The sequence below is a fragment of the Devosia yakushimensis genome (assembly GCF_030159855.1).
Classification (GTDB): domain Bacteria; phylum Pseudomonadota; class Alphaproteobacteria; order Rhizobiales; family Devosiaceae; genus Devosia; species Devosia yakushimensis.
In genome coordinates, this window is sequence record NZ_BSNG01000001.1 from 1,914,280 (window position 1) to 1,928,342 (window position 14,063).

At 62.8% G+C, this 14,063-nt stretch carries 10 protein-coding genes and 1 tRNA gene; 5 read left to right on the forward strand and 6 right to left on the reverse strand.

Features of this window, described 5'->3' with window-relative positions; all coding sequences use genetic code 11:
- Positions 1 to 140: 140 nt before the first annotated feature.
- Both QQL79_RS09430 and QQL79_RS09435 read right to left on the reverse strand, forming a co-directional pair.
- Positions 141 to 1,181 carry a polysaccharide deacetylase family protein gene (locus QQL79_RS09430; RefSeq protein WP_284390135.1) on the reverse strand — a complete coding sequence of 347 codons (1,041 nt, stop codon included), beginning with the start codon at positions 1,179 to 1,181 and terminating at the stop codon, positions 141 to 143.
- A gap of 12 nt (positions 1,182 to 1,193) precedes the next feature.
- Positions 1,194 to 3,452 carry a GumC family protein gene (locus QQL79_RS09435; RefSeq protein ID WP_284390137.1) on the reverse strand — a complete coding sequence of 753 codons (2,259 nt, stop codon included), beginning with the start codon at positions 3,450 to 3,452 and terminating at the stop codon, positions 1,194 to 1,196.
- Between the two features lie 154 nt (positions 3,453 to 3,606).
- Between QQL79_RS09435 and QQL79_RS09440 the strand changes: the two genes are divergently transcribed.
- From QQL79_RS09440 to QQL79_RS09455, 4 genes are all read left to right on the forward strand, one after another.
- Positions 3,607 to 4,158, forward strand: coding sequence for a polysaccharide biosynthesis/export family protein (locus QQL79_RS09440; protein ID WP_284390139.1), 552 nt, complete (start codon positions 3,607 to 3,609; stop codon positions 4,156 to 4,158).
- Positions 4,159 to 4,169: 11 nt separating this feature from the next.
- Positions 4,170 to 5,300 carry a glycosyltransferase family 4 protein gene (locus tag QQL79_RS09445; RefSeq protein ID WP_284390141.1) on the forward strand — a complete coding sequence of 377 codons (1,131 nt, stop codon included), beginning with the start codon at positions 4,170 to 4,172 and terminating at the stop codon, positions 5,298 to 5,300.
- A gap of 74 nt (positions 5,301 to 5,374) precedes the next feature.
- Complete coding sequence (locus tag QQL79_RS09450) at positions 5,375 to 6,892, forward strand: undecaprenyl-phosphate glucose phosphotransferase (protein ID WP_284390143.1); 1,518 nt, start codon at positions 5,375 to 5,377, stop codon at positions 6,890 to 6,892.
- Positions 6,889 to 8,172 (forward strand): O-antigen ligase family protein, encoded by a 1,284-nt coding sequence (locus QQL79_RS09455; RefSeq protein WP_284390145.1) that lies wholly within the window; start codon positions 6,889 to 6,891, stop codon positions 8,170 to 8,172. The genes QQL79_RS09450 and QQL79_RS09455 overlap by 4 nt, the downstream gene beginning before the upstream one ends.
- Here the strand turns inward: QQL79_RS09455 and QQL79_RS09460 are convergent.
- From QQL79_RS09460 to QQL79_RS09475, 4 genes are all read right to left on the reverse strand, one after another.
- A complete protein-coding gene (locus QQL79_RS09460) occupies positions 8,169 to 9,143 on the reverse strand; it encodes a phosphotransferase enzyme family protein (protein ID WP_284390147.1) in 975 nt (324 codons plus the stop codon). The two genes, QQL79_RS09455 and QQL79_RS09460, sit on opposite strands and share 4 nt — an antisense overlap.
- A 66-nt stretch (positions 9,144 to 9,209) precedes the next feature.
- Positions 9,210 to 9,286, reverse strand: a tRNA-Pro gene (locus QQL79_RS09465).
- Positions 9,287 to 9,541: 255 nt separating this feature from the next.
- Positions 9,542 to 11,635 (reverse strand): CHASE2 domain-containing protein, encoded by a 2,094-nt coding sequence (locus tag QQL79_RS09470; RefSeq protein ID WP_284390149.1) that lies wholly within the window; start codon positions 11,633 to 11,635, stop codon positions 9,542 to 9,544.
- A 9-nt stretch (positions 11,636 to 11,644) separates the two neighbouring features.
- Positions 11,645 to 12,562: a helix-turn-helix domain-containing protein gene (locus QQL79_RS09475; RefSeq protein WP_284390151.1), complete on the reverse strand. Its 918-nt coding sequence runs from the start codon at positions 12,560 to 12,562 to the stop codon at positions 11,645 to 11,647.
- Between the two features lie 105 nt (positions 12,563 to 12,667).
- Between QQL79_RS09475 and QQL79_RS09480 the strand changes: the two genes are divergently transcribed.
- On the forward strand, positions 12,668 to 13,942 hold the full coding sequence (locus tag QQL79_RS09480; protein ID WP_284390153.1) for an ABC transporter substrate-binding protein: 1,275 nt from the start codon (positions 12,668 to 12,670) through the stop codon (positions 13,940 to 13,942).
- Positions 13,943 to 14,063 lie beyond the last annotated feature (121 nt).

Consider the following 14,063-nt stretch of genomic DNA (forward strand, 5'->3'; position numbering starts at 1 on the left):
ACCCACAATCGCCTCCCTCGGGCTTGACCCGAGGGTCAGTCACAACGCGGCACAAGCGGCGAAAGGTCCTCGGGTCAAGCCCGAGGAAAGCGATTGTGGGGAGGAGAGATCAGGTCCTGCGACCGCCACTCTCAAATCCGCTAACCCGTGATCCGACCCATGGTCGAAAACACCACTCCGGTTGCGAATACATCGACATAGCGGCGGTTTTGGAAGTAACCGTTTAGCGATATGCGCGGCAGGGCATGCAAGGTTTGCGCGTGGTGGGCGTAGAGGCCGCCGGGGCGTGTCGTTACGCCGCTGACGAAGCCGAGTTCGCGCGCCAGGTCGAATTCGCGCTGGCCGGCCGAGGCCGGGCCGCCGATGGGATAGGAAATATGGGCCGGGCGCTTGCCGAATTGGGCGAGCAGCACTTCGGCCGATTGCTGCATTTCGGAGCGAGCCTGATCGGCATCGAGCTTGGCCAGTTCGTAGTGATGGACGGTATGGGCGCCGATGGTGCAGAGCGGATCATCGGCCAATTGGTGCAGTTCCTGCCAGTCCATGATCAGGTCGCGGCATTGCTGGGCCAGGTCGTAGCCGTAATTGCGGGCAAAGCTGCGCATCAGCTCGACGCGCTCGGCCTCGGGCATTTTGCGCATGCGCCAATACAGCGTGTCATAGGCCTGCTGCTTTTCGGCCGTGGTGCGGGTGTCGATATAGTCGGTTTCCCCGCCATCGCTGAGGGCGATTGCCTCCTGGCGGGTAATGATATCCTCGATGGCCTGCCACCAGATTTCGCCGGTGCCATCGACCAGGGCGGTCGGCACATAGAGGGTGAATGGCGCCTCGTGGCGGCGGAGAATCGGCAGGCCGTATTGCAGATTGTCCTTATAGCCATCGTCAAAGGTGAGGACGACGAAAGATCGGCCCTTTTCGGTGGCCTTGAGGCGCTCAATGGCCTCGTCGAGGCTCACGATATCGATATCGAGTTCGCGAATCCGCTCGATGACATAGTCGAGGAAATCCGGGCGTACCTGCAGAATCGCATTGGGCGAAAAGGCCGCTGGTTCGCCGGGCAAAACCCGGTGCAGGGTGAAGATGACGCCGCGCGATGCCGAGAGCGTCCGCAAGAGGCCAGGCAAACGCGACAGCCACAGCGCCTCGAACATGGCCCTGATGGCGGTATATTTCAGGGACATTGTCGTCTCCGGTCAGGCGGCAACGCGCTCGGGGGCGGCGGCGATCTCGACCGGGCCAAATCCGGCCGAGGTCAATTGATTGCGGGTTTGTTCGATGGCTTCGAAGCCATCTTCCTTGCCAGCAACCAGCAGAATGCGGCCATCCAGCCCGCCGAACATGGAGAGCGTCGAGGCAATGCCCACCGGGCCGGTCATGATCACGACCACCTCGTAGATATCGCCCAGGGCCTCGATCAGGGTGATCGGCTTGGTGGAGCGCCGGTCGATGGCAGCCCCCTGCCCCCATGGGATTTCGGCGAAGCTGTTATCGGCGGACTTGTGCACGACATCGCCGAAGCTCACGGCCTCTACGCTGAGATCGGTCAGACCCGGTTCTTCGGACAGGCGGCCACTGCCGGCGTCGACCAGGGCAACGCTCAGCCCCTTGGCCAGCGCGTCGCCCACCAATTCCTCGGCAAGATCCTCGCATTCGTCATTGGCATTGTGTCCGGCCAGGATGACCAGATGGGTGCGCCCCAGCACAAGATCGGATGCAAGCTGGCTGTAGCTGATGGCGTGCGGCAAGGCAGAGGCCTTTGCCGGCTCGGTGGCAGGTTCGGCCATGGGCTCGGCGGCGATTTCCGCTTTCGCCTCGGCAACGGCGAGAGGCTCGGCCATGAGCGGCTGGACAGGCTCAACCGGCGTCTGCTTTGGCGCCAGAACCGGAGGCTCTTCCTTTGCTGCCATAACGGGTTCGACCCGCTCCGGATCAGGCTTTGATTCAGGCGCGGGCTCGGCAACGGCTTCGGCCGCGGCCGGTTCTTCCCAGCGCTGGTCGGGCTCGAGTTCGTCTTCCGAGAAGGGGACTTCCTCAAGCTCATCCTGCGGGCGGGCGCCGGGAACAATGGCTCGGCCCGAGATCAGTTCAGAAAAGATGACGAGGCCGGTCTGCAGCGCCACCGAGACTATGCCGACGGCCAAGAGCACCATCTGGGTGCGCGGCGAGGCCGGCGTTACGGAGGGCGCCGCCACGCTGATCACACGCACGTCCGGCAGGGCCGAATTGGAGTCGGTGCGCGAAACCGCTTCATTGTAGCGCTGCAGATAGCCTTCGAGCAGGTCGCGCTGAGCCTTGGCCTCGCGCTGCAGGCTATCGAGCGTCACCGTATCCTGGGTGGCGGTAGAAGCGGAAGATTTGACGCGGGTGAGATCGGCCTGGAGCGAGGCTTCGACATCGGCTTCGACCTGGGCCTCGGCCTCAAGGGCGTCGGCCACACGGCGACCTTCCAGCGAGATCTGGTTGTTCAGCTCGGCGATCTGGGCGTTCAACGCCTGAATCGTAGGGTGATTGGCCAGCAGGGTCGCCGAGCGCTGGGCCTTTTCGCCCTGCAACCGAGCCTTTTCCTCGCTGAGCTGCTGGATGACGGGGGTCTGGCGCACATCGTTGAGGCTGTCGATGGGCTGGCCGCGATCAAGCAGGCCGCGAATGACGGCGGCACGCGACAGGGCCGTGTTCTTGCGTTCCTGGGCGGCGCTGATCTGGGTGGCAATGGTGGAGAGCTGCTGATCGACCAGGCTCGTATTATTGCCGCCGGTGAACAGATCGTTGTTCACCTTGAAGTCGGCGACGGCGCGCTCGGCATCAGTCACCCGGACCCGCAGCTTGTCGATTTCGTCGCGCAGCCAGGTCGAGGCCTCGGCCGTGTCGGAAAGCGAGAGCTGGGCGCGGCGCGTGACATGGGCATTGGCGACGGCATTGGCGATATCGGCGGCCAGTTGCGGATTGGTCGAGCGGACCTGCACCGAAATGATGCGCGAGTCGCGCTCCTGCACCACTGTCATGCGGTCATAAAGCGTGTTGAGCACCGTTTCATCGACGCTGACGGGCGCCGATTTGCGCCCCAGCATCTGCGAGACAAGCGCCATGGGCGAGAAACCGCCGCCGGCAGAACCATTGAATTCCGGCACCGAGCGCAGATCGAGCTGATCGACGACTGCCAGCAGCGTATCGCGCGACTTCAACAGCTCGATCTGACTGGAGACCACGCTGGCATCGGTCGGATTGGAGGACGGAGCCTCGTTGGAGGCGCGGGTATAAACATTGTCGCGCTGTTCGACGAGGATCGAAGCCGTGGATTCATAAAGGCGCGGCTGGAACATCAGGAATGCGAAAGCGGCCGCCAACAACAGCAGCGTAACGACAATGATCCGCGGCAGACGTTTGAAGACGGCGCCGAACACCGCTCCCACATCTATTCGCGCATCGCGCACAGCCGGCGACTCATAGGCCATCGCATTCCCTCGCTTGTTGCCAGGTTTTATCGCCGCAACGTAGTAAGCAATCCGTTAAACTTCTTGCAGATCGCAATAGTACGATGCCGCTTTAAGGGAATTCTTAACCATAGCCGGATGACATTGGCGCTATCTTGAAATGCGCGAGATTCTGATGCGCTGGTTGCCAATTCTCATCGTCGCTCTTGCATCGCCTCTGGCGGGTTGCGCCACCACGAGCCCGGCCACCTATCTGGTGGAGACCAAGGGACCCTATCAGCTCGACACGGGCGACGCGGTTCGCGTCACGGTTTACGGCGATACCGAACTGAGCTCGACCTATCGCGTGGGCGATAGCGGAGCCATCGCCTTCCCGCTGGTCGGCCCGGTGCAGGTCCGCGGCACGACGACGACAGGCGCAGCCGCACGGCTCGCCGCCGCGCTGGCCAATGGCTATATGCGCAATCCCGACGTCGCGGTCGAGGTGGCGGAATATCGCCCCTTCTTCATTCAGGGCGAAATCACCAATGCCGGGCAGTTCCCCTATGTCTACGGCATGACGGTGCGGGCGGCGATCAGCACGGCCGGCGGTTTCTCTGACACGGCGAACCGCGACGAGGCCGTCGTTTACCGTAGGCAAGGGAATGAGATGGCCAAGGGCGTTGTCGGGCTCGACTTCCCGATCTTCCCGGGCGATACCATCGTCATCCAGGAAAGATGGTTCTGACGGAGCGATAGATGGCCGAACCCAAGCTGCGCATCCTGCAAGTGATGCGCGCTCCCGTGGGTGGCCTGTTCCGGCATGTTGCCGATCTCACACGCGCACTCTCCGATATGGGGCATGATGTTGGCCTCGTGGTCGACAGCCTTGCCAATGACGCCCAGACCGAAGGCAAGCTGGCAGCCTTGCTGCCTTATGCAAGCCTGGGCATACACCGTTTCGCCATGCCGCGTGTGCTGGGGCGCGGGGACCTCGTGACGCCGCTGGGCGTGCGCAAACTCGCCAGGTCGCTCAATGTCGATGTGCTGCATGGGCACGGCGCCAAGGGCGGTTTCTATGCCCGGCTCGCCAAGATCGGTGGCGGCAGGGCCGCCGCCGTCTATACGCCGCATGGCGGGGTGCTGCATTTTTCGCGTGCCTCCCGATCGGGCCGTATCTTCCACCGGCTTGAGCGTATGCTGATGGGCCAGACCGGCGCCATCGTCTTCGAAAGCGCCTATGCACAAAAGACCTATTCAGCGCTGATCGGTGAACCCACCTGCCCCACGCGGATCATCCACAATGGGCTCACGCCCGATGAATTCGTGCCCGTGCCACCCGATGCGGATGCCAGCGATTTCGTCTTTGTCGGCGAATTGCGTGATCTCAAGGGCATTTATGTGCTTGTCGAGGCCCTGGCCGGCGTCACCCGGCCCGATGGGCAGCGCGCGACGCTAACCCTGGCGGGCGATGGCCCTCATCGGGCAACGCTGGTCGAGCAAATCGGCAAGCTGGGCCTGACCGACCGGATCACCCTGCCCGGCGCGCAGCCGGCGCGGGCCATGTTTGCGCGCGGCCGCTGCATCGTCGTGCCCTCGCTGGCCGAATCCCTGCCCTATATCGTGCTGGAAGCGGCAGCGGCGCAGCTGCCGGTCATCGCGACCAATGTCGGCGGCATCCCCGAAATCTTCAGTGGAACCGCCGGGAGCCTCATTCTGCCAGGCGACGCCCCGGCGCTGCAACAGGCCATGCAGCGAATATTGGACGACCCGCAAAGCGCGCAGGCCGAAATGGCGGTCCGCCTCACCAGAATTGAAAGCTCGTTCTCCCTCGCCAGCATGGCCGGGCAAATAGAAGAGCTCTATCAATCGCTGTTGCTAAAGACTTAGCCGGCCGGTTTCACCGAGTTTTCATTCCTTGAACGGAAGATGACGACCGGATTTAGAATATCGGTGGCGTCAGAATGTATCGTGTCGATGCAAAACAGGCCGTGCTGGACCATGTGTCCAAGCAAGGTGCGGCGGGGGAGCGTCAGCTTTCGCCCCAGGCGGAGGCGATCATCGCCGCGCCGGTGGAGCGGACACTTTCGGGCGCCGTAGTCGTCGGCATCGCCCAGGTGGTTGAGGCCGTGCTGCTTGCGGTGCTCGGCTATTTCATCTTTGAAACCGTGGTGGAGATCGGCCAGGCAGGCTTTTACGTGCCGGTGATTCTGGCGTCGTCCCTTTTGGCAAATGTGCTGTTCAATGCAGGGCGCACGCACCGTATCGCAGCCTATCGCACCATTTTCAGCCAGATCAGCCGCGTGCTGGTGGGCTGGACGCTGGTTGTCACCGTCGTTGCGGTGGGCATTTTCTTCTTCAAGGCGGCCGATCTGTTTTCGCGCCTCTGGCTCATCAGCTGGTTTGCCGGTGGCGCGGTGCTGCTGATCGCCTATCGCCTTTTGCTGCGCGCCCTGGTGATGCGCTGGACGGCCGCCGGGCGGCTGCGCCGCCGCACCGTCATCGTGGGCGGCGGCAAGGATGCCGAAGTGTTGATCGATCAGATCCATGCCAGCGCCAATAATGATATTCGCCTGCTGGGCCTGTTCGATGACCGGGTGGATGCGCGTTCGCCCGACCAGGTGGCCGGTTCGCCCAAGCTGGGCAAGGTTGCCGACCTGATCGAATTCGCCCGTCGCACGCCCATCGACCTGGTTATCGTCTCCATGCCGCTTTCGGCGGAAAAGCGCGTGCTGGAAATGCTGACCCAGCTCTGGGTGCTGCCGGTCGACATTCGCCTGTCGGCGCATATGAGCAAGCTCAAATTCACCGACCGGGCCTATTCCTATGTCGGGGACATCGCCGTTTTCGACATGGCCGACCGGCCGATTTCGGACTGGAACCTGGTGTTCAAGTGGCTGTTCGACAAGGCTGTCGCGCTGCTCGCCTTGATCCTGCTGTCGCCGGTCATGCTCATCACCGCCATTGCCATCAAGCTTGAGAGCAAGGGGCCGGTCTTCTTCATGCAGAACCGGCATGGCTTCAATAACGAGCTGATCAAGGTCTATAAATTCCGCTCCATGCGCACCGACATGCTCGACGTGTCGGCCAGCAAGCTGGTGACCAAGGACGATCCGCGCGTCACCAAAGTCGGCAAGATCATCCGCAAGACCTCGATCGACGAGCTGCCGCAGCTGTTCAACGTGCTCAAGGGCGAGCTTTCCATTGTCGGGCCGCGCCCGCATGCCCTGCAGGCCAAGGCCGATAACAAGCTCTATTACGAGGCCGTCGAGGGCTATTTCGCCCGCCACCGAGTCAAGCCGGGCATGACGGGATGGGCGCAGGTCAATGGCTGGCGCGGGGAAACCGACACGGTCGACAAGATCATGCAGCGGGTGAACCACGACCTCTATTATATCGAGCACTGGTCGCTGCTGTTCGATCTCTACATCGTCTTGCTGACCCCGGTGTCGCTCGTGTCCAAGAACGAGAACGCATATTGAGCAGCATCGGGGCCGATAACGCCGATCTCAGGGCGCAATCCAGGGGCTTCGCCCTGGCCGTCTTGCGGTCCAAGGCGGGGCGACTGCTCGACATTCTTGTCGGCTTCTGGATCTTTTCCGGCGGCTTCGTGCTGTTCGAGCCTTCGCCCTATGAGCTGACCTTCCTGGCCGTGCTGCCGGTAGCGATTTTTGCCGGCATGGGCCTTTACCGGTCCACCTTCGGGCTCTTCGCTATTCTGGTCGGCTTTACGCCCTTTGCGCTGATCGCCGTTTTCCAGGTGCGCTTCACGCCGCTCGATGAAGCGCTGATCTTTACAATCGTCACCATCTTCCTGCTGCTCACCAGCTATTTCATCGCCAATTATCTGGCTGAAGACACGACAAGGCGCACCCGCCTCGTGATGACGGCCTATACGGCCGCAGCGGTTCTCGTCGCCCTTGTCGGCGCGCTGGCCTATCTCGGCGTCATTCCGGGCGCCGATCTCTTCGTGCTCTATGGCCGCGCCAAGGGCACCTTCAAGGACCCCAATGTTTTCGGGCCATTCCTCGTCCTGCCGGCCATGTTCGCGCTACAGCGCGTGCTGCTGCTCAAGGGGCGGGCGGCGCTGATTGCCGGCGCGATCTACACGGTGCTGTTTGTCGGCGTGTTCGCCAGCTTCTCGCGCGCGGCCTGGGGGCATTTCGCCCTGTCCTCGCTGATGGTCCTGGTGCTGGTTTTCTGGCTGGAGGGGGCCGCGCGCGACAAGGTCCGTATCATGATCATGTCGCTGGTCGGGTTGGTCATGCTCGGCGTGGCGCTTGGCGGATTGCTCAGCATCCCGGCCGTTTCCTCGCTGTTCGAGCAACGCGCTGCCGGGCAGGCCTACGACCAGGGTGAAACGGGCCGGTTCGGCCGGCAGGGCTATGCTTTCGATCTGGCGCTGGAACACCCCTGGGGCATCGGCCCCAAGGAATTCCGCAATCTCAAGATCGCCGAGGACCCGCACAATGTCTATGCCGCGGTCCTCCACGTCTATGGCTGGGGCGGCGGCTTTTTCTACTACATGCTGGTGATCCTGACGCTGTGGCGCGGTTTTTCCGCGCTGGCGCGGCCTTCCCCCTACAGGCTGATCATGATTCCGCTGATCAGTACCTTCACCATGCTGGCCGGCGAGTCAGCCATCATCGATTCCGACCATTGGCGGCATTATTTCCTGATTGCCGGCATGATCTGGGGAATATCGACCGCCATCCGCAACAGCCCACGCACCAAGGCGCCACGCGAGCAGATGGTGATCTAGGGAAACATCGGGCCGCGCAGATAGCGCTCGGCCAATTGCGCCGTTCCAGCGGCAAAGCCGCTTGTATGGGTCTGCGCCAGGCGCGTTTCGGCATGCGAGCCGATCCAGGCCAGAAGCGCCATGCGGCGCAGCATCACCATGGAATCGATGGCCTGGACATGCTCCTCGCCCAGCGGCCGCACCGAGCGGTAGCCCTCGATCCATGCCGTGCGCAATCCTGGAACGACCGCATTGGTCTCGTGGAACGAGATCGCCGCCGCAAAGTCGTAGACGAACCAGCAGAAGCCTGAATCGTCGAAATCGATCAGCGTGATGCCGGGGCCATCGACCAGCAGATTACCCAGCCGCATATCGGCGTGAATCAGCCCGAACCGGTCCTCGGCCAGGCCATATTCGCCCAGTCGCCGCCAGAGCGCGGCATCGGCCCGGTCGAGAATGCTGCGGATCGCCTTGTCGACACCGGGCGCGACGCGCCAATCGCCCCAGAGGCCATCGGCATCGAGAATCGTTGCCGCCTGCCACACCTGGCGTTCAAAGCCGGCGGGCCGCTGCCATTGCATGGCATGCAGATGCAATTGCGCCGCATAGCGGCCAAGCGTCAGGAAAAGCTCGCCCATATTGCTGTCGGGACTTGGCTCGGAGCCTTGGACAAAGCGGAAGAGCACGGCATGGCGCGCCTCCTCCTCATCGGTCTCGAAGGATTGCAGCAGCCGGCCATCGGCCCCGGGCAGCGGCTCGGGAATGGGCACATCGGTATCGCGGCGCAGTGCCGCCATCCAGGCCAGTTCGCTCTCGATCGCCGGGCGCGACTGATAACCCGGCCGGTGGATGCGCAAGGTGAAACGGCCGCGCCGCTCGGTTTCGACCAAGAAAGTCTGGTTTTCGGAATGATTGATCAGTCTGGCCCTGCCCCCGGCCAGTTCGGGCCACAGCGACAATGCGGGCTCAATGTCGCGCGGGCTAAGCGGCATCAGTCTGTCTCCAGATTGGAATGCGCCCCGAAAGGCACCAGAACGGACAGCAATGAGGAGGGAAGATGGTCGGAGCGGCCGGATTTGAACCGACGACCCTTTGTCCCCCAGACAAATGCGCTACCAGGCTGCGCTACGCCCCGACTGCGCGGAGACATACGGAAAGGGTGGTTTTGATGCAAGAGGTGATTTTGGAGAAAATGGCATAAACCCGATTTGGTCACAGCCATCATAGCGCGCCAGGCGTCTGGCGTACCGCGATATTTTATATGAATGCCAGATAATTACCCATGCAACCGAGTGGCGTGGCGGGCGTTATCTTTGCGCAGGTTTGCCCCTGTGACCTCCAATGACGTCATGTCGGGACCCCGGCCCATGCACAGGACCGGGGTCTTTCCTTATCCGGCGGCGGGAATTGCCAGCGTGAAGTCGTCGCGGCGGCTGAGGCATGCCGCGTAGAAGGCGACGAGCCGCGGGTCGATTGTGCTGCCAAGCGCCGTGCACCGCGCCATTTCCCGCTCCGCCGTACCCTGCAGGCCCAGTGCATGGACGAGCTCGGCATGAGCCGAGGCCAGTGTCGCGAATGAGGGATTGGCCGCGAACGTCTCGTCGCCCAGCAGCAGATAGACCTGCTCGCGCTGGCTCATGCCGCGCAGGGCCACTGCGCCCGCGGGCAGAAAAGCCAGTTCGGGCGCCGCGGCACGGGTCTCCGCCGTCACCAGGATATCGTAGCCCACGCTCTTGCAGGCTCCTTCCAGGCGGCTGGCCACATTGACCGTGTCACCGACGCAGGAATAATCGAATCGCGTCTCAAACCCCATATTGCCGACGAGAGCGGGGCCCGTGGCGATCCCGATGCCAATGGCGATCGATTCTGCCTGCGCCTCGTTGAGCCGCTGCAATGCCGCCCGCATGGCAAGGGCGGCGCGGCAGGCATGGAGCGGGTGGCGATCGAGCGCGGCGGGAGCGTTCCAGAATGCCATGACCGCATCGCCCATGAATTTGTCGATCGTGCCATGCTGCCCGATAATCGCGGAGCCCAGGGCGGCAAAGACCCGGTTGAGGATGGCGACCACTTCGGCCGGCGCGGTGCGTTCGCTGAGCGCGGAGAAATTGCGCACGTCGGAGAACATCACGGTCAATTCCCGCAGGTCGCCGCCGAGCTTCAAGAGGCTCGCATCCCTGTCGAGCCGATCCAGCAGGGTCGGCTCGACATAATGGGCGAAGGCCCGGCGGATGCGGCGCTTGTCGGCATCGGTCACCGCGAACTGGAAGAAGGCCATGGCGGCATAAGTCAGCACCGTACCGAACAAGGCAAAGCTGGGATCGATCAGCAGCCCATATTGGCTGAAGGCGAACCAGCTTCCGGCCAGCATCAGGGCCGCGACCATCACCGAAAACAGCAGTCCGACCATCGGCCCGCTCAGCAGCAGCACAATGACGATGGCCAGCCCGCTGATCGCCAAGGCGAGGATTTCGAGGCCCGCGACCCAATCGGCGCGATTGAGAAACGTGCCGGTCAAAATCTGCTCCAGCGCCTGCGCATGGATGGAGACGCCCGCCACGGCCTCGCCCAGCGCATTGGCGCGGATATCGAGCAGGCCGCTGGCCGAGGCGCCCACAAAGACGATGTGCCCGGCGATCAGCGGCGCGAGGGTGGCGTAATCATCGGCCAGCAGGTCCGCCGCCGGAATGTCGATGGCGGGATCGAGATGCCGGTAATAGAGCCACATTTCGCCAGTGGGACCTGTGGGCACGACAAAATCGCCGATGCGCAGGCTTTCGACGGTGCCGGCACTGTCGCCCAGCACGACAAGGGTGGAAACGCCCTGTGCCACGCGCAGCGCATCTACCGCCAGCGTCGGCAAGGGCGCGGTGCCATTGGACCACAGCAATGGCAGGCGGCGGGCAATTCCTGCCCCGCCCCTGTCGAGGCTGGCAACGCCCAGTCCCTTGGCTGCCTGCTCCAGCACGGGGAGCGGCGAGGCCGCCCCGGCCAATGGCGGAAGACTGGCCAGCGGGTCGGTGCCGGTCACGGCAAATCCCGATTTGGGTGATGGCAGCGCGGCCCGGCTCTTCTCGCTGCGCGTCAGGCTCAGAATGCTCGGCCCCGCCGCCAGGGCTGCGGCGAATTCGGCATCATAATCCGCGCCGCCGGGCACGATCGACGATGGCGACAGCCGGTCAGGCTCGGGAAACAGCACATCGAAGGCAATGGCGGCGGCGCCCAGCTCGGTGAGGCGGGTGGCAATATCAGCCATGGTCCGGCGCGACCATGGCCATTGGCCGATCCGGGCCAGGGAATCCTCATCGATATCGATGATGCGGACCGGCAGGTCGGCCGGCGCCGGACGAGGCCGCAATTGCTGGAATGTATCGAATGCGGTCTCGCGCGCCACCTGCACCGGATAGGGATCGCTGATGCGCAGCGCCACCAGCAAGGCGACGATGACGGCGCCGAAGACCAGTGCCGACAGACGCCGCTTCCACATGATGCAGGCCTAGTTGTAGCGGGCTTGCATATGCAATTGCTTGAGGCCCGCCGGCTCCGGCCGCGTTCTGGTGTCGCGGCGGAAATCGGTGGGCGACATGCCGGTCGTCTTGCGGAAGCATTTGTTGAATGCGCTGAGCGAACCGAAACCGCTATCCATGGCCACCTGCAGAACATTGACCTCATCCTGCATCAGCAGGGCCTGGGCATAGCTCAGGCGCATCAGGCTCACATAGTCGTTGAGCGTCATGCCGGTCGATTTCTTGAAGACGTTCATCGCATATTTCGGATGCACATCGGCGGCGGCGGCAATGTCGGTCGAATCGATGTCCTCGCGGAAATTGTCGGCGATGAAATCGCAGATGCGCACCACGATCGGGGAGGTGTGGTGATCTATGCCGCCCGAAACCGGCAGCGCATCCTCATTCTGCGGCAGCAGGACATAGGGGTCGAAACGGATGCGCTCGATCCGCAGCAGCAATTCGTCGATGGCCATGCCCGCCTTCATCGGATCGCCCGACCGGACATAGCGGCTCCAGCGCTCGAAATTGAGGGCGTCCGAGGCGTCGCTCGCCTTGCTGACCAGCGCCGCACCGCGCATCAGCGCGGTCTGCACCGATTGCGACAGGCGCAGCCGGAAAAAATGCACCAGTGGCAAATGACCGCCCGCATAGATGAGATCATCCGAGCAATCATCGAGCATGTGGGGCAACCCGCCCCAGAACAGGACCAGGTCACCGGCCTCGAACCGCACCTGATGGCCGCTCATGCGGTAATGCGCCCAGCCGCGCACGATATAATTGACTTCGACCTGGGCGTGCCAATGGGGCGCGAGCATCACCAATGGCGTGTTGTAGAACATGCTGAGCGCGGTCGGCAGACCTTCGACTCCGCCGGGGCCAGGCACATAATAGACCCTTTGCTCCATCTTACTTTCCGCCGACTCCACATTCCCGATGAGAGGGACGTTCCCTTTTTTCCAACTAGCTTAGGAAGCGCTCTGCATAAGAGCAAATGAAAAGGGAGGACTTCTATGAATCGCATTACCTCGCGGTGGCGCAATACGCTTGCCGTCGCTCTGACCGGCATCAGCATGTTTAGCGTCGCAGCCGCCCAGGCCGCCGAAATCACCGTGTGGTGCTGGGACCCCAACTTCAATGGCGCGACGATGGAGGAGGCATTTTCGCGCTACAAGGCCAATAACCCGGACGACACCATCAATGTGGTGATCTTCGACAAGGCCGCTATGGAGCAGAAGCTGCAGGCCCAGCTTGCATCGGGTGCCACCGACGGCCTGCCAGATATCGTGCTGATCGAGGACTATCGCGCGCAGAAATACCTGCAGTCCTTTACCAGCGCCTTCGAGCCGCTCACCAGCCATGTCGATTATTCGACCTTCGCGCCCTACAAGGTCGAACTGGCGACCCTGAACGGCCAGACCTATTCGATCCCCTTCGATTCCGGCGTCACCGGCTATTTCTATCGCTCGGACTTGCTGGCTGAAGCCGGCATCACCCCGGACCAGCTCAACGACATCACCTGGGATCAGCTGATCGAGATCGGCAAGGCCGTCAAGGAAAAGACCGGGCTGCCTCTGCTGCCGATCGACCCCACCGGTTCGGACTGGATGCGCATCATGCTGCAATCGGCCGGCAGCTGGTATTTCGATGCCGATGGCAATGTGACCATCAAGGACAATCCGGTGTTCAAGGCCGCGATCGAGACCTACCAGCGCCTGCTGGCCGCTGGCATCACCACCCCGGTTTCCGGCTGGACGGAATATACCGGCTCGTTCACCTCCGGTAAGTCCGTCTCGACCTTCTCGGGCGTGTGGATGACCGCGACCATCAAGGCCAATGCCGACCAGTCCGGCAAATGGGGCGTTGCCCCCTCGCCGCGTCTCGATGGCGTTGAAGGCGCCGGCAATGCCTCCAACCTGGGTGGCTCGAGCTGGTATGTCCTCTCGTCGGCCCCCGAAAAGGAAAAGGCCATCGACTTCCTGACCAGTGTCTGGGCCAAGGACGTCGATTTCTACCAGAAGATCCTGGTCAACCAGGGCGCCCTGGGCACCTATCTGCCGGCGCGCGAAGGCGAAGCGTTCAAGGCCAGCGACGACTTCTTCGGTGGCGAACCGGTCTGGCAGAACTTCTCCACCTGGCTGGCCGAAATTCCGGCGGTCAATTACGGCATCTTCACCGAGGAGGCCGATAGCGCCACGGTGGCACAGATTCCGGCCATCACCAGCGGCGGCAATGTCGACGAGATCATCGCCGCCATTGATGCCCAGGTCCGTCAGCAGACCCAGTAAGTCCCGAGAAACCGGGGGCGGCGCAGTCCGATCCCCGGCCTCCCGCGGCCCTGCGCCCCATGGGCGCAGGGTCGTTGGCCCCGACTTGGTGAAAACGGTAAGCAGAGGCGGCTAGTGGCGC